This window comes from Flavobacterium sp. KACC 22761 (assembly GCF_034058155.1).
In the GTDB taxonomy this organism is placed as follows: Bacteria; Bacteroidota; Bacteroidia; order Flavobacteriales; family Flavobacteriaceae; genus Flavobacterium.
Window position 1 is genome coordinate 249,290 of record NZ_CP139148.1, and the last position, 18,557, is coordinate 267,846.

Consider the following 18,557-nt stretch of genomic DNA (forward strand, 5'->3'; position numbering starts at 1 on the left):
TCATTGAAATCTTTTTAATCTGTGGCAAAAAAAATATAATAATGAACAGAATAACTCAAAAATTACAAGAAGATAAAAAGATCCTTTCGATCTATTTTTCTGCCGGATATCCAAACTTAAATGATACGGTGCAGATTATTCAGGATTTAGAAAAAAATGGAGTTGATTTAATTGAAATCGGACTTCCTTTCAGTGATCCTTTGGCAGATGGGCCAACAATTCAGGCAAGTTCTACGCAGGCGCTTCATAACGGAATGACAACTCAAATTCTTTTCGACCAGCTGAAAAACATCCGCGAAAGCGTAAAAATTCCGTTGATTATTATGGGATATTTTAATCCGATGTTGCAATACGGCGTTGAAGCTTTTTGCCAGAAATGTGCCGAAATAGGGATTGACGGATTGATTATTCCAGATCTTCCAGTTGATGTTTACGCTGATGAATACAAAGCGATTTTCGAAAAATACGGATTAATAAATGTGTTTTTGATTACGCCTCAAACTTCAGACGAAAGAATTCGTTTTATTGACACCGTTTCAAACGGATTTATTTATATGGTAAGTTCTGCAAGTGTTACGGGTTCTCAAAGTGGTTTTGGAAACACTCAAGAAACGTATTTCGAAAGGATTGCCGAAATGAATTTGAAAAATCCTCAAATTGTTGGTTTCGGAATTTCGAATAAAGAAACTTTCAATCAGGCAACAAAATACGCAAAAGGCGCTATTATTGGAAGTGCTTTCATCAAACATTTGAGCGAAAGTGGAAGTGGGAAAATTGAGGAGTTTATCAAAAATATTCGTTAGATTTACAAGAAAAATCTTATGAAAAATATTATCGTATCTTTAATGTCTGCTTTGATATTTCTTTCTTGTGGAAACAACAAAAAAGAAAATAAAGTTCTTAATTTTAATAAAAAAAATGTTGATTCTGCATTTCATTATAAAAATTTAATGCTTGAGATCGAAGATTCTAGTGATACGATCCAACCTAAAAATCTAAAACAATTATTAGGAATATGGGTTATAGATTCAATTGCGGAAATTGGGGGAACAATGCAAAATGAACATTTAATACAGTCACAAGTTGGTCATCATCTAGTGATAAGTGATTCGCTATTGACCTTGCCTTTTCTAAATCATGATATAAAAATTATCAAACCTAAATATTCATTAGTTAAAGATAAAGATGCCAAAGCAAGCTCATTATTTTACGGTTATAAAAATTCAAGAGAGTTTGTAACATCTTTAAAAGCAGATGAAGGATATTATTTTGAAATAATAAATTATCATGAGTTAGCTTATTTTTATGATGGAAGAATTTATTTTTTTAAAAGAAAAGCATAATACTTAACTTTTCATATAAATTTATTTAAAGCTGAATCAGTAGATAGATACTAATTCAGCTTTTTTTATTCAAAAATACCGAAACCGATTTATGTTAATATTATGTTAAAATAAAATTAAACAAGCGTTTAAATTAAACAACTGTTTAATTTTGCATTCGATTAGAAACAATACCATGTCAAACATCGAATTAAACGATAAAAAAATTCAGATTCTTGAGGTTGCAGAAAAGCTGTTTTCTGAGAAAGGATTTGAAGGGACGTCCATTCGGGACATCTCAAAAGAGGCAAAAATCAACATTGCCATGGTGTCTTATTATTTTGGGTCAAAAGAGCGACTTCTTGAGGCTTTGATCCTCCATAAAACCACCGATTTAAAATTACAACTCGAAAATTTATTGCAGGAAAATATTGAACCGCTTGAAAAAGTCAATAAATTAATCGAAATTTACATTAACAGAATTTGTCTTAACAAAGGGATTTACAGGGTTTTACATTTTGAACTTTATAATAAAAAGAGAGAAAAAAGCCTTCAAGCTTTTACTGAACTTAAAAAAGGAAATTTAAAATCTGTAGAAAGCATTATCAAACAAGGACAAGACCAAGGGGTTTTTAGAAAAGATTTAAACATCCCATTGATTACACCAACGATTATTGGAACCTTTTTTCACTTTCATATGAATCGTTCTTTCTTCGAAGAATTACTGGATTTAAAAACGGAAGAAATGTTTAACAATTACATTAAAAACAATCTTACAAAGCACATTCAACAAACTATAAAAGCGCTACTTGTTTATGAAAATTAGTCAATTAATGCTCTTTGGAGTTTTCTTTATCGGAATATCTTCAATAGAAGCACAAGAAAAAACAAGTTTAACCTTGGATGAAGCCGTAAAAATGGCTTGGGAAAAGAGTAACGAAGTTACGCTTGCCAACACTAAGGTAAACACAAAAAAATACGAATTAAAGACCGTAAAAAACAATCAGTATCCAGATATTAAAGTTTCTGGTCAATATCAACGTCTTACAAAAGCGTCGATTGATATGCCAAATCAAGGCGAAAGTGCTTCGTTAGCTTCTCCAGACAGAGCAATGCTTGGAATGGCAAATTTAAGTCTTCCTATTTTTGCTGGATTTAAAATTCAAAACAGCATTGATGCATACGACAACTTATATGAAGCTGAAAGCGCAAATGCGGCTAAAACAAAAGAAGATGTTGCTTTAAAAGTAATCACTTATTATACAGCATTATACAAAGCACAAAAAACTTTAGACGTTTTAAACGAAAATCAAAAAAGCGCCAAACAGCGTGTTACTGATTTTACTGAATTGGAGAAAAACGGAATTATTCCGAGAAATGATTTGTTGAAAGCGCAATTATTAGTTTCAAAAACACAATTGTCAATTGATGAAGCCAATAATAATATCAATAACATCAACTTTTATCTGACGACTTTATTGAAATTAGATCCTTCGGTAAAAATTGAAGTTAATGAGCAGGATTTCTTTAATTTGAAAACAACCAACTCAATAACATCAGATGCTGTTGCACTTGAAAGCAGAAAAGATTTAGAAGCGATTAGATTGCAAGGCAAAGCTTCAGAAGCTAATGTGAAAATTGCAAAAGCGGGTTATTATCCTTCAGTTTCGTTATTGGGAGGTTATACCGCATTTGACCTTAAAGACATTATTACGGTAAAATATGCAATGAATTTTGGAATTGGCCTTTCTTATGACTTATCTGGAATTCTGAAAAATAATGTTCACGTAAAAGAAGCCGAAAGCAAAGCTTTGGAAGTAAAAAATACCGAAGCAATTATGACGGACCGTATTAAAGTCGAAGTTCAAAAATCTATTGAAGATTATGACTTAGCAATCAATCAAAGCGTGGTTTATGAAGAAGCTTTACAGCAAGCTGCAGAAAATTACAGATTGGTAAAAGACAAGTTTGACAACGGACTTTCAGACACTAATGATTTGGTTGAAGCCGATGTAGAACATTTAAATGCCAAAATTCAAACTGCTTTATCTAAAGCAACAATTATTCAAAAATATTACGAATTACTTTCAGTATCAGGACAATTATCACAATCATTCAATCTTTCTAAAATATAATCGATAGCTCTCATGGAAAAGAAAAAGACAAATAAAAAATTCATCATCATACTTGCAGTTCTTATTTTAGGAGGCGGAACTTACGGGATATCTAAATACTTGCATTCTCAAGCTCACGAAGAGACAGATGATGCTCAAATCGAGAAAAAAATGAATCCGATTATTCCTAGAGTATCAGGATATATCAGCAAAGTTTATGTGAAAGATAATGATTTTGTAAAAAAAGGAGATACTTTGTTTACAATCGACAAAAGAGATTATCAGTTAAAAATTGATGAAGCAAATGCTGCATTATTAGGTGCTGAAGGTCAATATGAAGCAGCAAAAGCTGATATTGGAAGCGCTTACGCAAGCATTAATGTTTCTGATGCTCAAATGAAATCTGCAAGCGGTTCTATCGAAAGCGCTAAAATCAGATTGAGACAGCTTACAAACGATTACAATCGTTACAATAATTTGTACAAAACACATACAATTACAAAACAACAATATGAGCAAGCTTTGACTGCTAAAGAAGAAGCTGAAAATCAAGTACGTGTTTTAGAACAACAACAAAAAGCGACTTCATACCAAAAATCAGTAATTCAATCTAAATCTAAAGTTTCAGATAAGCAAACTGAGGTTGCTGCTGCTAACATCAAAAAAGCACAAACAATGCTTGATGTAGCAAAATTAAATCTTACTTATACTGTAGTAACAGCTGCTATTGACGGACAAGTTTCTAAAGTTGACATTCAGCCAGGACAATTAGTGCAACCAGGACAATCTTTATTTTATATCATCAATAATAATGAAGCTTGGGTTGTAGCAAACTTTAAAGAAACACAATTAAACAAAATGGTTGTGGGACAAAAAGTAAGCTTAAAAGTAGATGCGTATCCAAACTATGAATTCAAAGGAATTGTAACTTCGTTCTCTCCTGCAACTGGATCTCGTTTTTCTTTATTGCCACCTGACAATGCAACAGGAAACTTTGTAAAAACAATTCAAAGATTACCAGTAAAAATTAGTTTAGATCCTTCAAACGATCCAGAAAAAGTAAAATTATTACGTCCAGGAATGAATGTTGACGTAGATGTACATTTGAAATAAGATAAATGGCAACAGCAGTACAAGCAGATGACGATTTAGTAGAATACGGCTTCAGACGTGTTATCATTACGATAACAGCGGTACTTTGTGCACTGCTGGAAATTGTAGATACAACGATTGTAAACGTAGCGCTGACAGACATGCGCGGAAGTCTTGGCGCAACCTTGACTGATGTGGCGTGGGTTATTACAGCATACGCAATTGCGAATGTTATCGTAATTCCGATGACAAGCTGGCTTTCCCAGCAATTTGGAAGACGCAATTATTTTGTGGCTTCGATTATATTATTTACCGTTTGTTCCTTTTTATGCGGAAACGCCACTAATATATGGGAACTTGTAGCCTTCAGATTCTTTCAGGGAATGGGGGGAGGTGCGTTACTTGTAACTGCACAAACGATTATTACCGAAAGTTATCCAGTTGCTAAACGTGGTATGGCACAGGCGATTTATGGAATGGGTGTAATTGTAGGTCCAACTTTAGGTCCGCCATTAGGAGGATATTTAGTAGATAATTATTCTTGGCCTTACATTTTTTACATCAATATTCCACTAGGAATTATCGCGACGATTTTAGCGCTTACTTTTGTAAGAAGTCCAAAATATGGTGAAAAACTAAAAGCAAACCAGGTTGACTGGTGGGGAATCATATTATTGAGCGCCTTTATTGGTTCATTGCAATTCGTATTAGAACATGGACAACAAGACGATTGGTTTAATGATTCATTAATTGTAACATTAAGTGTTGTAACCGTCCTTGGATTGGTATTGTTTATTTGGAGAGAGCTTACCTACAAACATCCAATTGTAAATTTAAGTGTTTTAAAAGATGGAAATTTAAGAATTGGAACTGTTTTGTGTTTCATTCTCGGCTTTGGATTATACGGATCAACATTGATTATCCCAATTTACACGCAATCCATTTTAGGATGGACGGCAACTGATGCGGGTTTATTATTGATTCCAGGATCGATTACAACAGCAATCATGATGCCATTTGTAGGTAATATGATTCAAAAAGGCGTTCCGCAAGGTTATATGGTTGGAGTAGGATTTTTTATTTTCTTCCTCTTCACCTTTATGATGTACACTCGAATGACTCCAGACACTGGTGTAGAACATATGTATTGGCCGTTGATTTTAAGAGGAATTGGTTTAGGATTGCTTTTTGTACCTATTACAACTCTTTCACTTTCAACATTAAAAGGAAAACAAATTGGTGAAGGTGCCGCTTTTACCGGAATGATGAGACAATTAGGTGGTTCATTTGGTATTGCCATTATCACCACTTTTATTACACGTTTCACCCAATCGCACAGAGTAGATTTAATAAATAATTTAGATCCTGCAAAATTTGATGTTCAACAACGTATAGCAGGAATGCAACATGCATTTATGGCGAAAGGCTATAGTGCAGACGTTGCGTTAAAAAAGGCTTATCAAGCTTTAGAATACTCAATTCTAAAACAAAGTACAGTATTGTCGTACATGGATATTTTCATGTATCTCGGAATTATGTTTTTATGTTGTATACCGATTATCCTTTTCATCAAGAAAGGGAAGAACAAGATTAGTGCAGCCGACGCAATGCATTAATAATAATAATTTTATAATACGCAGAAACGCCGAATTCATCATTTAGAATTCGGCGTTTATTTTTTAGTCACAGTTTTTAGTGGCAGTTTTCAGTTTACAAACTTTACTCCCGATAGCTATCGAGATTGCGTAAATAATTGTGGTTAAAAAATTAACATCTTTTTTATTTCACCTCTTCAGGGATTGAAATCCCTGCCTACAATATGTTCCGAGCCTTCGGCTCTCTAATAAAAAAACTTTGAAACTAAAACCTTAGAATCTTAGCAACTTAGAACCTTAGCATCTTTAAAAAAGCTATCTTGTAAAAACCAAATGATTCCCTTTAGAAAGATTCGCATCAAACTGATATCCTTCGTAATTAAAACCTTTTAAATCATCAATAGTTTCAGCATTCGTATCGATAATATAACGAACCATCATCCCTCTCGCCTTTTTTGCAAAAAAACTGATCATTTTTAGTTTTCCGTCTTTGTAATCTTTGAAATCTGGAGTAATTACAGGAACCTTCAAAGTTTTTACATCAACAGCAGAAAAATATTCTGTGCTAGCTAAATTCACAAACAACTCGCCTTTTTTCAATTCTTTGTTTAAAGCTTTTGTTACTGTTGGTTTCCAAAATTCATGCAAGTTTTTAGATTCTCCAACAGGCATTTTGGTTCCCATTTCCAAACGGTAAGCTTGCATTAAATCAAGCGGTTTTAAAAGTCCGTAGAGCCCAGACAAAATTCGAAGTTTATCTTGCAAAACATCCAATTTTTCTAACGGGATTGTATAAGCGTCTAAACCTGTATAAACATCACCATCAAATGTATAAACTGCCGGGCGTGCATTTTCAGGAGTGAAAGGTGTTTTCCATTCTTGATTCCGTTTCCAATTTAAATCGGCTAGTTTGTCTGAAATCGACATTAATTCTGATAATTCAGCGGGCTTTTTTTGTTTCACTACCTTGTGAACTATTCTCGCTTCTTTTAAAAAAGAAGCCTCAGTATATTGAGATGTTGGTAATTCTTTTTCGAAATTCAATGATTTCGCTGGCGATATAACAATTTTCATTTGTACGTTTTTGTATGATTCAAAAATACAAATTGAAATTTTAAAAATTATCCTTTGCAATTGATTTGTTCTATCGTTGTATTTTTTTCTCGCCACAAATTACACTAATTACACTAATTATTTCTGCAAAGATTTTTTGCCACAGATTAAACAGTATTTCCACAGATTTTTTAATCATTTTAATCCTAATAATCTATGGCAGAAAAAATAAATTCGTGAAAATTAGTGAAATTCGTGGCAAGCCTTTCCCAATTCATAAAAATCAACGCTATAAAATGTGAAATTGTTCAAAAAAGTAGGCTGTAGATTATAATAGGCATTTTCTATGTTGTAAATTTGCATGCATTTTATTTCTACTAAAATTTGAAATGCATTTTTTATCCAAAATTTGAATTCGTGGCGATACAAACAAACTATAAAACTGCTTTACAAAACAAAATCTTCGATATTATTTCGAAAGCTTCTCAAGAACTAAATGTTGACTCTTATGTGATCGGCGGATTTGTTCGTGATTTGCTTTTAAACCGAGGTTCTAAAAAAGACATTGATGTAGTTGCTGTTGGAAGTGGCATTGAATTAGCATTAAAAGTTTCAGATTTACTTCCAAACAAACCAAAAGTTCAGGTTTTTAAAACTTACGGAACTGCAATGCTTCGTTTTGAAGATACGGACATTGAGTTCGTAGGCGCGCGAAAAGAATCTTATAATCGTGACAGCCGAAACCCGATCGTCGAAAATGGAACACTTCAGGATGACCAAAACCGTCGTGATTTTACCATAAATGCTTTGGCTTTATCACTGAATTCAACTAATTTCGGAGATCTTTTAGATCCTTTTAATGGTTTAGCCGATTTAGAAACTAAAACAATCAAAACGCCTTTGGATCCAGATATTACCTATTCTGATGATCCTTTGCGAATGCTTCGGGCAATTCGTTTTGCGACTCAATTGAATTTCGAAATTGAAGAAAATTCATTGAATGCTATCACAAAAAATGCCGAACGCATCAAGATTATTACTGGCGAAAGAATCGTTGACGAATTAAATAAAATTCTTTTGACAGATAAACCTTCAACGGGATTTTTGCTTTTATACAAAACAGGACTTTTAGATCTAATTTTGCCTGAATTGACCGCTTTGAATCAGGTTGAAGAAATTGAAGGCCACACCCATAAAAACAATTTTTACCACACTTTAGAAGTGGTTGATAATATTTGCCCAAATACTGACGATGTCTGGTTGCGCTGGTCCGCATTATTGCATGATATTGGAAAAGCGCCAACAAAACGTTTCAACAAAAAACAAGGATGGACTTTTCACGGACATGAATTTCTGGGTGGAAAAATGGCCAAGAAAATCTTCGAACGTTTGCATATGCCACTGAATCACAAAATGAAATTTGTGCAAAAAATGGTCATTATGAGTTCTCGTCCGATTGTTTTAGCACAAGATATTGTGACCGACAGCGCAGTTCGTCGTTTGGTTTTTGATGCTGGCGAAGATGTAGAAAATCTAATGACTTTATGTGAAGCCGATATCACAACCAAAAATCCATCGAAATTCAAGAAATACCATAAAAACTTTGAGCTTGTCCGCAAGAAAATTGTTGAAGTTGAAGAGCGTGATCATGTTCGTAATTTCCAACCACCAATTTCTGGCGAAGAAATTATGGAAATGTTTGATTTGAAGCCTTCACGTGAAATTGGAGTTTTGAAAGAAGCGGTTAAAGAGGCCATTTTAGAAGGCATTATTCCTAATGAATATCAAGCTGCTTATGATTTTGTGATTAAGAGAGCTGAAAAATTAGGCTTGAAAAAAATAGAGAAATAAGTATTTAATAAAATGAAAAAAGAGAATAAATCAGTAATCATTTGGTTACTATCAGGTTGTGTTTTATTATTTTTAATGGTTGTCGTGGGCGGAATCACGCGATTGACCAATTCAGGTTTATCAATGACGGACTGGCATTTGGTAACCGATACTTTCCCACCTTTAACAGAAGCAAAATGGCAAGCCGCTTTTGACGAATACAAGAAATTCCCCGAATACCAAAAAATCAATATTCACAACGATTTTCAATTAGCCGATTATAAATTCATTTATTTCTGGGAATGGTTTCACCGTTTCATCGGGCGTATTATTGGTTTGGTTTTCTTTGTGCCGTTTGTTTACTTTTTAGCGAAAAAGAGATTAGATACCGAGACTATCAAAAAATGTATTGTGCTTTTAGGAATGGGCGCTTTTCAAGGTTTTCTTGGCTGGTTTATGGTTCGTAGCGGATTAATCGATAATCCTGATGTAAGCCACTTCAGACTTTCGTTGCATTTGACTTTTGCCTTTATCACTTTTGCTTATACTCTTTGGGTAGCCTTAGATTTGATTTATCCGGAAAGAAATATCAATAAGATTTTACCGCTTCGAAATATTGCGCGCTATGCTTTGGTGGCATTGTTAATCCAAATTATTTATGGCGGATTTGTAGCCGGATTGAATGCAGGATTAATTCACAATCATTGGCCGTTGATGAGTGACGGCGAATTTATTCACGAATCGGTTTTTATTGAGCAATCTAGTTTGATTAAGAATTTAAGTGAAGGAAAAAGTGGCGTTCAGTTTGTGCACCGAACTTTTGCTTATGTCGTTGTGGCAATGATTCTTTTTCTTTTCTTCAAAAGCAAAAAATACACGCTTACGTCAACTCAGGCAAACGGAATCAAAACCCTTGTCGTTTTTGTTTTCATTCAGTTTTTGCTTGGTGTTTTCACTTTATTGTACAGCGTTCCATTGGCTTTAGGATTGATTCACCAAATTATGGCGTTTTTCCTTTTGAGTGCGATGACGTATACTTTGCATCGATTGAGTAAATAATTTAAAATTTAAGACATTAAAAAATCCTTCAAAATGAAGGATTTTTTTATGCTTATATATAATCTAATAATGTTTCCAATCTTTGTCCAACCGGATTGAAATCCGGCCCTACAAAATCGATCGAGCCTCTGGCTCTTTATTTGGATGGTTTTGAAAAAAATTAGATCTTAAAATGGGGAAATTAATTTATCCCAACCAGGCTTTAAAATCCTGTACTTTTTCGCGGCTCACAATTACCTCATCTTCTTTATAAGATGGCAAAATAACTTTGAGTCGGGAATTGGTGTAAACTTGAATTTCTTTTATTGCTTGAAGTGGCACAATAAATTTTCTGCTTACGCGAAAGAAATCCTTCATATCTAATTCCTGTTCCAAAATTTCCAGAGTCGAATCGATTAAATAATTTCGATTGTCGAAAGTATGAATGTAAGTTCCTTTGTTTTCACTGAAAAAACATTCGATTTCATCAGTAGTAATTACTTTTAAATGTTGTCCGATTTTAACTGTAAAACGTTTTTTGAATGTTTTCTCAAAAGGATTTGACAACATTTTTCGTATTTGTTCAAAATCAAGTTGCAAATTACTGCTTTCTGATTCTGGTTTTGGAAGTCGGGTTTTGAATTTCGTCACCGCAACTTCCAGATCATCTTCATCAATTGGTTTCAAAAGATAATCGATACTATTCAGTTTAAAGGCTTTCAATGCATATTCATCATAAGCCGTTGTAAAAATGATAGCGCTTTTGATATCTATTTTTTCAAAAATTTCAAACGACAAACCATCTGAAAGCTGAATATCCAAAAAAATCAAATCTGGATGCTGATTCTTGTTAAACCATTCAACAGATTCTTCAACAGAGTGAAGCATGGTTTCTACAGCAATATCTAATTTTTCTAATTTTCGTTGTAATAATCTTGCAGCCGGTTTTTCGTCTTCTATAATTAATGTGGTCATTTATTGAATTGAAAAAATTAAAAATTTGTTTTTGGTTTTGGTAAAATTACTCCCATTTATTGGTATTTTGGGCTTCTTTGTCCATATACTTCTGAATTTTTTTCTGTTCCCATTCTCTGCCAAAAAAAATATCGGGACCAAAAACAGAAAAAGCATGGATAACCAATGCTATTCCCCAGTAAAAAGCTGTTGAATACGTATGCCAATCTGACAAACCGTTATAAATTATATCTTTTCCAAATACATCACGGTTCAAATTTGTTATTATAATTATAGCATTTACAATAATATAAACTCGTAAATGCGAGTAAAAGCCTTGTATTCTTTTGACTTTTCTGTAAGCGATATTAAAGTTTTCATCTTTACTATATTCTTCGCCATATTCCTCAAAAATGTTTCTTCCAAAACGTCTCATTTTATATGTCTTTTAAATTATTGCCATTTATTTGCTTTAGTAGACTCCTGATTCATATACTCCTGAATCTTTCTTTCCTCCCAATCATCGCTGAAAAATATATCGCGCCCAAAAACTGATACGGCATGCATTACTAATGCAATTCCCCAGTAAAAAGCCGTTGAATAAGTATGCCAGTCAAACAAACCACTGTCATTAAAATGACTTCCAATAAATTCTCTGTTCAAACTCGAAATGATAATAATCGCATTAACAATTAGATATACTTTTAAGTGTGAATAAAAACCTTTTATTCTTCTCACTTTTCTGTATGCAATATTAAAGCGTTCATCGCTCGAAAATTCGTTTCTGTATTCCTCGTACATGCGTCTTCTTAAACGTCCCATTTTTTTTTCTTTTAATGATTATTGCCATTTCTTTTTGTTCTCTTTTTCCTTCTCCATCAGCTCTTTTATTTTTCTTTCTTCCCAGCCTTTTCCTAAAACCGGAAATACTTCAAAAACCTTCAATCCGTGAAAAACCACTCCAACTCCCCACCACATTAATGGCCAATAAAACCAAAGATGATTTGGTGATGTCAACAGATTGATAGCAATCAAAACTATGTTTACTAAAATAAAAGCGGTCAAGTTTCCATAAAAGCCTTTTATGTTTTCGACTTTCTTTTTTGCCAAATAATATTTGTCTTCTTCGTTAAAATCTACTTCCATGATTATTCCCATTTTTGTTTTTTTACTTTTTTATCTAAAATACTTTTCAGCTTGCGTTCTTCCCAATCTTGCCCGAAGATTTTGAAAGAAGCGAATATATCAATTGTTGAGACCAGAAAAGCCGTTGTCCAAATACACATTACAAACCCGTTTAGAAATCTTATTGGAAAAAAGTGAAATGGTACGTCAAAATATTCTTTTAGTACATAAATAATTAAACCAATTATATAGACAATCATATGACTGTAAAATCCTTTTAATTTCTGCACTTTTTTTGTTGCCATTTCCTGCAACTCTGCCTCAAACTCATCGTTTTCATTATTAAATTTTGGTTCCATAATTATTCCCAGGTTTGTTTGTTTTTTTCTTTTTCTAAAATTTCTTGAATCTTTCTTTGCTCCCATTCTTTGTTAAAAAATGGCATAACTTCAAAAGCTTTCAATCCGTGCATTATCAGTCCAAATCCCCAGCCCATCACACACCAAATAAACCATAAATATCCGGGAGAAGTCATAAGGTTTACCACTATTACAATTGGATTACAAAGAAGAAATACTGTCAAATGCTGATAAAACTCTTTAATTTCTCTCACTTTTTTTTGAGCTTCGTAATAACGGTCAGCTTCAGCATATTTATTTTCCATTATTTCCAAGTTTGTTTGTTGTTTTCTTTTTCTAAGATCTCTCTGATTTTGCGTTCTTCCCAATCTGAGCTGTAACCAAAAACTTTAAAAGCATGCATTACGACTCCAAATCCCCAACCCAAAGCCGAAAACCAAAACCACTGAAATCCAGGAGAATACCTCAAATTTATAAAAATTAAAAATGGAATTACACAGCAATACGAAATTACATTTCCATAAAATCCTTTTAATTCCTCTACTCTTTTTTTAGCTCTGAAATAAGCTCTGTTTTCATCGCTATAGTCTGCACTTGTTTCCATAACTGTTATTTGTTTAGTTAAAATCGGAATTTTAACTGTGAATGTTTTTTCATTTTGTTCAATCAATACTTTTCTGTTGGTTACAATTCCGTATCGGTTTACGATATTTTGCAATCCAACTCCTTGTCTGTCTTGCAATACTTCTTTCTTTTGAAAATCATTTTGAATTGCAAGATAATCTCCGTCAATAAAAATCCTGATATGCAATGGTTTCTGTTCGCTAACTACATTGTGTTTTACTGTATTTTCCAATAAAAGTTGCAACGACAACGGAACCACTTTTGCATCTGGATTAATGGCTGTTGAAGGCAATTCGTAGAACAAACTATTTTCGAAACGCATTTTCAGCAAGTTCATGTACGTTTTCGCAAATGACAATTCGTCTTCAACTGAAACCAATTCTTTATCTTTTTGCTCCAAAACATAGCGATAGATTTTTGACAAAGAAGTAGTAAATCGTTGTGCATTATCTGGATTTTCCTCAATTAAAGAACTTAATACATTAAGGCTATTAAAAAGAAAATGCGGGTCGATTTGATTTTTTAAGCTCTCGAATTTTGCATTTGCTGTTCCGGCAATAATCTTTTGTTGTGTGATTTCAAATTTTGATGCCTGTTTCCATTTTACCATAAAACTTCTGGCCTGCATAAAAGTTGAAACTCCTAGTGATAAGATGATGTAAAAAACGTGGTTCCACATCATTCTTTCATTAAAAAACTGTTCGATTGGCAATTTTTGCACTACAACAAAAACAATATAATTGACTGCTAAAACGGCTGGAACAGTATATAAAACTGTCACCAGAATTCCGTAATACACTCTCAAATTTGTATGTTCCAACCAATCCCATTTTTTATCTAAAAGAACGCTCAAAAAGCCATTTCCAAATCCTAAACCGAAAGAATAAAGACAGCTTAAAAGAAAAGTCAGCACTACGTTTCGGAAAGTTAAATCGGCACCAAGAAAAGCTGAAAAGATTACGGTAAAGACCATAGAAATCTTGAAACAAACTATAGTTCCACTTTTTAAATCTGCAAACGCGTTTCTATGATCTTTCATTCTATTTGGCTTAAATTAAATTTATTTTTTACAATTTTTTTGTGCTTCCAAAGCTCTTTCTAATCCCCATTTTGGAGAAAAAGGCGTTGCTGGTTTAAATGTAGCAAAAAGTTCAATAGCTTTATCAACTTGCGCACAAAGTGGTTTTGTATCAACACCTGTCCATTTTGCGCCACCTAATTGGTAATCTGCTTCTCCAAAAACAGCTCTTGGATTATTTGGATCTATCGCTTTTGCTTTTGCGTAAGCTTCCATCACTTTGGCAGAATATTTCATTCCGTTTGTCATTGGGTCAGCTACAACATATCCTGTATAAATCAGAGCTTGCATAACATACAACTCTGCATTATTTTGATCTTTAATCATTTCTTGATCTAAAGCATCTTGTGCTTTTGTCAACAGCAAATCGATTTTTGTTTTATCTTTTTCCGAAAAAACTGCTGTCGCATTAATCAAGGCAACATAGTAATTAGGAAGATAGCTTGTTTTATCAGCCGCTGCAATTCTTTCAAACATTGCCGAAGCTTCTGCATTTTTTCCTTCTTTCCAAAGCCCAAAAGCTTTTCCCATTCCTTGTTCAAATTGTGTTTGCGCTGAACTTATTACTACGACAAATAATGCGATTAAAGTGATGATTTTTTTCATTTTATAAGTTATTTAATGGTTTGTTTATATGGATTAGTTACTTGTTTATTAGAATTTAATTTCGATTTTTGAATCTTTACTGACATTAAATTTGGCGTCTGCATACGATGGAGGCCCCATAAATCCTTTTGCATTGTTTGAAGCCGCATATTCTTCTGATGGAATTCCCATTGCGTTCCTGTCAAGCTTTCCGTTAATGTTTTCATCATGGTAAGTTGAGATCGCATATTCTCCCGCAGGAAGATTTTCAAAAGTTACAACCGCCTGATTGTTTTTAATTTCTGAAGCCAAACTTTTATAAGTTGTTTTAAGAAATGTTCCGTCTGAATTATATAATCCTACTTTAACAACTCCTGTATCATTTTTTAAGCCTGAAACAGCAACAGTTAATTTTACATTTTGTGCAGACATTAAGCTGCAGATAAATAAAATGGTTATTGTAATAATTTTGGTCATGATTTCTTTTTTTTAAAGTTACTAAGTTACTAAGGTTCTAAGGTTCTAAGTTTTTTTGTTGATGATTAAAACTCTTTTTTAAGGTTTAAAGGGACAAAGTTGCAAAGTGGCTTTTTTATTATTTAAGATTCAAAACTTTGAACCTTTGTCACTTTGTTTCTTTGTTCCTTTTAATTTACACTTCAAAAGTATGCTGGTTTTTAGTCTTTTAAAATTAAATGATACTGAGTTGTCGAATTTGGTGACTGAATTGTTTTTTTCTAAGCAACAAAGGTTCAGAGTTACAAAGTGACAAAGGTTTTTTCTTTTTAATCTGCTGTGAGCTCCAGCGGAGCGTAATATTTATAGACACATTATATAGTTGATCTAAAGCTCCATAGGAGCGGCATTTTCAATATGATTTAAATATCACCCCGATGGGGTTTCAACCTAAAATAAATTAATCCTTCTATAAATATAATGTCCCTCTGGGACTATCAACTTTAGGCCTTCGTCTCTTTGTTACTCTGTCCCTCTGTCCCTCTGTCACTTTATTACTTATAAATTTTTCAACTGATTCTCATTTTTATTCTGGCTAATAGTCCAGAAGAAACCAACGAAGAAAAATCTATCAGCAGTTGGTACAACAGCTTGTCTTTGATAAACTCCGGTTGCGTCTGGAGTTCTGGCGTAATCGTATCCAAAAACATTTTGTGTTCCTAAAACATTTGACACAGAGAAATAAAGGATTTTTTGTGTGGTCAATAAATAGGCCCAGTTGAAACTCAAACTATTATATGATTTTGTTTTTCCGTTCATGAATTGTGTTTGGTTTGGATCATTGTACGGACGCCCAGAGCTGAAACTGTTTGTAAAACCAACTTGTGATTTCCAATCGGTAATAAAATATTTTGTTACTACAGATAAACTGTGATTTGCAATAAAACTTGGCGTTGCCATGGTTGGAAAGTTTTTGTATTGCCTTTCTGAATCTATGTAAGAATAAGAAATCCAATATTCTAAGTTTTTATATAAATTGCTGTCTCTCCAAAACAAATCGATCCCTTTTGCATATCCTGAACCGTTATTATTGAATACCGAATTGTATTGAATATCTCTCGTATTATACTGAACTAAATTGTCATATTCTTTATAATAAGCCTCAGCTCTAAAAGTTTGTCCTGGTTTTGTAAATTGATAATTCAAAATATAATGTCTCGCCTTTTCGCTCTCAAACTGATGGTATTTTGAATATTTGATATAATCGACAACAGGCGTTTGCGAAAAATCTCCGTAAGCAAAAGAAAACTGACTGCTTTTTGAGACTTTATAAGCCAATGAAGCTCTTGGCGCAAAATTGTTTTCATTCAGCAAACTATTGTTTGAATATCTCAAACCAACTTTCATTGCCAGTTTTTTAGAGAATAAAATATCTCCCTCGGCGTAAGCTGCAAAAATGTTTGAATCGTAACCATTTGCAACATTAATAGAAATATTGTCATCGACATTTTCATTGAATTTTGTAATGAAATAATCAGTACCAAAAGACAATTTGAAATAGTTTGAAACTTTTTTCTGCAATTTTAATTTCAGTTGAGCAGCATTTTCGTTGTTGTCAACATCAGTGATATTGTATGTGATTTTATTTTTGCTGTAGCCATAGCTAATTCCAGAAGTCAATTGCCAGCCAGTTCCAAAAGTTCCTTTATAAGAAGAATTCAAATAGAAATTATTATTGTTCATATCCGTTCTGATCGGATTTTCGAAATTGACATTCTTCTGATTCAAATCAAATTTTTCTGAGTCGAAAGAAGCATATAATTTGAAGATTCCGTTTGTAAAATTGTATCTGTAAACCGTTTCTCCACCAAGTGATTGATATGGATTGTTCCAATCGACATTTTGAGGAATTACAGCTTGATAAGGCGCTAGATTTACATACATCATATTTACGCTCAATGAACTTTTCTTGAATTTTTGCGTATTTCCAAGTCCTAAACCAACAGTCATAAATGAAATATCAGTTTTTTCATGATCAGCTTCATCCTGCGTATTCAAAAGCAAAACACTTGATAAAGCTTCTCCATATTCTGCTGAATAGCCTCCGGTAGAAAATGCGATGCCGCTAAACAAAAAAGGAGAAAATCGGCTTCTTGTAGGCAAATTATTTGTGGTTGCTCCGTAAGGTTGTGCAACTCGGATTCCGTCAACAAAAGTCTGCGTTTCGCTGGCCTCACCTCCACGTACAAACAAACGTCCATCCTCGCCTACATTCTGCGTTCCTGGCAAAGTCTGCAAAGCGGCAACAATATTTCCTGCAGAACCTGCAGTGGTTACAATATCTAAAGGTTTTAAAACTGAAACTCTTGCTTTGTCTCCAGATTCTAATGTTCCTGCTGTAATAACAACCGCATCAAGCGTATTAACATTTTCTCTTAATTTGATCACTTGATCTTTATAATTTGCAACGTCAATTTCTTGTTTGAAAGTTTCAAAAAGTAAAAAACTAACCACAATAAATTTATTTCCTGTTTCACTGGTTTGAAACGAAAAATCGCCCGTTTCTGAGCTTGTTGCTCCGTCATAAGTTCCATCAATATAAATGTTTGCTCCCGCAACTGGTTTCCCTTTTTGGTCCACAACTTTTCCTGAAATCGTATTTTGAGCAAAAGTTAAAGCTGTAAAAAGTAAAAAGCTTATTGTAAAAAATAATTTGGTTTTCATGTCATCTTTGGTTTTTGATGAAGCAAATGTATTTTAACAATTTACGTTAAAAAATATATAATAACCCAATTGTAGAATTTCGAGGATGAGTTGTAAAATACTTATTTGTATCTTAGCTAGGAAAACCAAAAATTACCATTTATGTCAGAAAGCAAACGAATTTCAAATCTATATCAATCCATTTATGATGGAAATCCTTGGCTGGAAGTTACTCTAGCGGGCACTTTACAAAATGTAACAGCAAAACAAGCTTACAAAAAGATCAATCCAAATTTGAATACAATTTGGGAAATTGTGAACCATTTGATTCAATGGAGAAGAAATATTTTACAGCGTATGCAGGGCGAAACCATTATTACTCCAGATCATAATTATTTTGTCCCTGTTTTAGATCCTTCCGAAGCTGCTTGGGAACAGTCGCTTCAAACTTTGGCAAAATCACAAGAAGCTTGGAATGCCTTTTTTGAAAATTTTGATGATGATCATTTGGCTAAAATATACGTCAATACTGGCCACTCGTACTATGAACATCTTCACGGAATCATTCAGCACGATGTGTATCATTTAGGGCAAATTGTTATTTTGAAGAAATTACTTTAAAACATAAA

The 18,557-nt window shown here is 33.3% G+C and carries 20 protein-coding genes; 9 read left to right on the plus strand and 11 right to left on the minus strand.

From position 1 onward, the window contains the following. Positions 1-41: 41 nt before the first annotated feature. From trpA to SCB73_RS01055, 6 genes are all read left to right on the plus strand, one after another. Positions 42-803 carry a tryptophan synthase subunit alpha gene (gene trpA / locus SCB73_RS01030; protein WP_320568342.1) on the plus strand — a complete coding sequence of 254 codons (762 nt, stop codon included), beginning with the start codon at positions 42-44 and terminating at the stop codon, positions 801-803. An 18-nt stretch (positions 804-821) separates the two neighbouring features. Further along, positions 822-1,343, plus strand: a complete 522-nt coding sequence (locus SCB73_RS01035) for a hypothetical protein (protein ID WP_320568343.1) — start codon at positions 822-824, stop codon at positions 1,341-1,343. Between the two features lie 175 nt (positions 1,344-1,518). Continuing rightward, positions 1,519-2,148, plus strand: coding sequence for a TetR/AcrR family transcriptional regulator (locus SCB73_RS01040; RefSeq protein WP_132989778.1), 630 nt, complete (start codon positions 1,519-1,521; stop codon positions 2,146-2,148). Beyond that, the gene (locus tag SCB73_RS01045; protein WP_320568344.1) at positions 2,138-3,457 is read left to right on the plus strand and encodes a TolC family protein; all 1,320 of its coding nucleotides are present in this window, start codon (positions 2,138-2,140) and stop codon (positions 3,455-3,457) included. Before SCB73_RS01040 ends, SCB73_RS01045 begins: the two co-directional genes overlap by 11 nt. A gap of 12 nt (positions 3,458-3,469) precedes the next feature. Then, positions 3,470-4,549, plus strand: a complete 1,080-nt coding sequence (locus SCB73_RS01050; RefSeq protein ID WP_320568345.1) for an HlyD family secretion protein — start codon at positions 3,470-3,472, stop codon at positions 4,547-4,549. Positions 4,550-4,554: 5 nt separating this feature from the next. After that, entirely contained in the window at positions 4,555-6,144 is a 1,590-nt protein-coding gene (locus SCB73_RS01055) for a DHA2 family efflux MFS transporter permease subunit (protein WP_320568346.1), read from the plus strand. Positions 6,145-6,438: 294 nt separating this feature from the next. Here the strand turns inward: SCB73_RS01055 and yaaA are convergent, their stop codons facing one another. Next, positions 6,439-7,197 (minus strand): peroxide stress protein YaaA, encoded by a 759-nt coding sequence (yaaA, locus tag SCB73_RS01060; protein WP_320568347.1) that lies wholly within the window; start codon positions 7,195-7,197, stop codon positions 6,439-6,441. 396 nt (positions 7,198-7,593) lie between these two features. Here yaaA and SCB73_RS01065 point away from each other — a divergent pair, with 396 nt between their 5' ends. Together SCB73_RS01065 and SCB73_RS01070 are read left to right on the plus strand one after the other, a co-directional pair. Beyond that, positions 7,594-9,027, plus strand: coding sequence for a CCA tRNA nucleotidyltransferase (locus tag SCB73_RS01065; protein ID WP_320568348.1), 1,434 nt, complete (start codon positions 7,594-7,596; stop codon positions 9,025-9,027). A gap of 12 nt (positions 9,028-9,039) precedes the next feature. Further along, positions 9,040-10,065 carry a COX15/CtaA family protein gene (locus SCB73_RS01070; protein ID WP_320568349.1) on the plus strand — a complete coding sequence of 342 codons (1,026 nt, stop codon included), beginning with the start codon at positions 9,040-9,042 and terminating at the stop codon, positions 10,063-10,065. Between the two features lie 186 nt (positions 10,066-10,251). On the opposite strand, the gene SCB73_RS01075 is transcribed toward SCB73_RS01070, so the two are convergent. The 10 genes from SCB73_RS01075 to SCB73_RS01120 all read right to left on the minus strand — a co-directional run bounded on the left by SCB73_RS01075 (position 10,252) and on the right by SCB73_RS01120 (position 17,949). After that, positions 10,252-11,019, minus strand: coding sequence for a LytR/AlgR family response regulator transcription factor (locus tag SCB73_RS01075; protein ID WP_320568350.1), 768 nt, complete (start codon positions 11,017-11,019; stop codon positions 10,252-10,254). A 46-nt stretch (positions 11,020-11,065) separates the two neighbouring features. After that, positions 11,066-11,434: a 2TM domain-containing protein gene (locus SCB73_RS01080; protein WP_320568351.1), complete on the minus strand. Its 369-nt coding sequence runs from the start codon at positions 11,432-11,434 to the stop codon at positions 11,066-11,068. Positions 11,435-11,451: 17 nt separating this feature from the next. Continuing rightward, positions 11,452-11,820, minus strand: a complete 369-nt coding sequence (locus SCB73_RS01085) for a 2TM domain-containing protein (RefSeq protein WP_320568352.1) — start codon at positions 11,818-11,820, stop codon at positions 11,452-11,454. Positions 11,821-11,838: 18 nt separating this feature from the next. Then, positions 11,839-12,144, minus strand: coding sequence for a 2TM domain-containing protein (locus tag SCB73_RS01090; protein WP_320568353.1), 306 nt, complete (start codon positions 12,142-12,144; stop codon positions 11,839-11,841). Between the two features lie 2 nt (positions 12,145-12,146). Beyond that, complete coding sequence (locus SCB73_RS01095) at positions 12,147-12,482, minus strand: 2TM domain-containing protein (RefSeq protein ID WP_320568354.1); 336 nt, start codon at positions 12,480-12,482, stop codon at positions 12,147-12,149. A gap of 2 nt (positions 12,483-12,484) precedes the next feature. Further along, positions 12,485-12,787, minus strand: coding sequence for a 2TM domain-containing protein (locus SCB73_RS01100; protein WP_320568355.1), 303 nt, complete (start codon positions 12,785-12,787; stop codon positions 12,485-12,487). Continuing rightward, on the minus strand, positions 12,787-14,145 hold the full coding sequence (locus SCB73_RS01105) for a 2TM domain-containing protein (RefSeq protein WP_320568356.1): 1,359 nt from the start codon (positions 14,143-14,145) through the stop codon (positions 12,787-12,789). The genes SCB73_RS01100 and SCB73_RS01105 overlap by 1 nt, the downstream gene beginning before the upstream one ends. A 21-nt stretch (positions 14,146-14,166) precedes the next feature. Next, on the minus strand, positions 14,167-14,790 hold the full coding sequence (locus SCB73_RS01110) for a hypothetical protein (RefSeq protein ID WP_320568357.1): 624 nt from the start codon (positions 14,788-14,790) through the stop codon (positions 14,167-14,169). Positions 14,791-14,838: 48 nt separating this feature from the next. Then, complete coding sequence (locus SCB73_RS01115) at positions 14,839-15,246, minus strand: DUF2141 domain-containing protein (protein WP_320568358.1); 408 nt, start codon at positions 15,244-15,246, stop codon at positions 14,839-14,841. Between the two features lie 537 nt (positions 15,247-15,783). Further along, positions 15,784-17,949 carry a TonB-dependent receptor gene (locus SCB73_RS01120; RefSeq protein ID WP_320568359.1) on the minus strand — a complete coding sequence of 722 codons (2,166 nt, stop codon included), beginning with the start codon at positions 17,947-17,949 and terminating at the stop codon, positions 15,784-15,786. 141 nt (positions 17,950-18,090) lie between these two features. On the opposite strand from SCB73_RS01120, the gene SCB73_RS01125 reads away from it, so the two are divergent. Beyond that, the gene (locus SCB73_RS01125; RefSeq protein ID WP_320568360.1) at positions 18,091-18,549 is read left to right on the plus strand and encodes a DinB family protein; all 459 of its coding nucleotides are present in this window, start codon (positions 18,091-18,093) and stop codon (positions 18,547-18,549) included. Positions 18,550-18,557: the final 8 nt, after the last annotated feature.

Coding starts and splice junctions, on each gene's coding strand:
- trpA (WP_320568342.1), top strand. CDS start 42: ATGAACAGAATAACTCAAAAATTACAAGAAGATAAAAAGATCCTTTCG.
- SCB73_RS01035 (WP_320568343.1), top strand. CDS start 822: ATGAAAAATATTATCGTATCTTTAATGTCTGCTTTGATATTTCTTTCT.
- SCB73_RS01040 (WP_132989778.1), top strand. CDS start 1,519: ATGTCAAACATCGAATTAAACGATAAAAAAATTCAGATTCTTGAGGTT.
- SCB73_RS01045 (WP_320568344.1), top strand. CDS start 2,138: ATGAAAATTAGTCAATTAATGCTCTTTGGAGTTTTCTTTATCGGAATA.
- SCB73_RS01050 (WP_320568345.1), top strand. CDS start 3,470: ATGGAAAAGAAAAAGACAAATAAAAAATTCATCATCATACTTGCAGTT.
- SCB73_RS01055 (WP_320568346.1), top strand. CDS start 4,555: ATGGCAACAGCAGTACAAGCAGATGACGATTTAGTAGAATACGGCTTC.
- yaaA (WP_320568347.1), bottom strand. CDS start 7,197: ATGAAAATTGTTATATCGCCAGCGAAATCATTGAATTTCGAAAAAGAA.
- SCB73_RS01070 (WP_320568349.1), top strand. CDS start 9,040: ATGAAAAAAGAGAATAAATCAGTAATCATTTGGTTACTATCAGGTTGT.
- SCB73_RS01075 (WP_320568350.1), bottom strand. CDS start 11,019: ATGACCACATTAATTATAGAAGACGAAAAACCGGCTGCAAGATTATTA.
- SCB73_RS01080 (WP_320568351.1), bottom strand. CDS start 11,434: ATGAGACGTTTTGGAAGAAACATTTTTGAGGAATATGGCGAAGAATAT.
- SCB73_RS01085 (WP_320568352.1), bottom strand. CDS start 11,820: ATGGGACGTTTAAGAAGACGCATGTACGAGGAATACAGAAACGAATTT.
- SCB73_RS01090 (WP_320568353.1), bottom strand. CDS start 12,144: ATGGAAGTAGATTTTAACGAAGAAGACAAATATTATTTGGCAAAAAAG.
- SCB73_RS01095 (WP_320568354.1), bottom strand. CDS start 12,482: ATGGAACCAAAATTTAATAATGAAAACGATGAGTTTGAGGCAGAGTTG.
- SCB73_RS01100 (WP_320568355.1), bottom strand. CDS start 12,787: ATGGAAAATAAATATGCTGAAGCTGACCGTTATTACGAAGCTCAAAAA.
- SCB73_RS01105 (WP_320568356.1), bottom strand. CDS start 14,145: ATGAAAGATCATAGAAACGCGTTTGCAGATTTAAAAAGTGGAACTATA.
- SCB73_RS01110 (WP_320568357.1), bottom strand. CDS start 14,790: ATGAAAAAAATCATCACTTTAATCGCATTATTTGTCGTAGTAATAAGT.
- SCB73_RS01115 (WP_320568358.1), bottom strand. CDS start 15,246: ATGACCAAAATTATTACAATAACCATTTTATTTATCTGCAGCTTAATG.
- SCB73_RS01120 (WP_320568359.1), bottom strand. CDS start 17,949: ATGAAAACCAAATTATTTTTTACAATAAGCTTTTTACTTTTTACAGCT.
- SCB73_RS01125 (WP_320568360.1), top strand. CDS start 18,091: ATGTCAGAAAGCAAACGAATTTCAAATCTATATCAATCCATTTATGAT.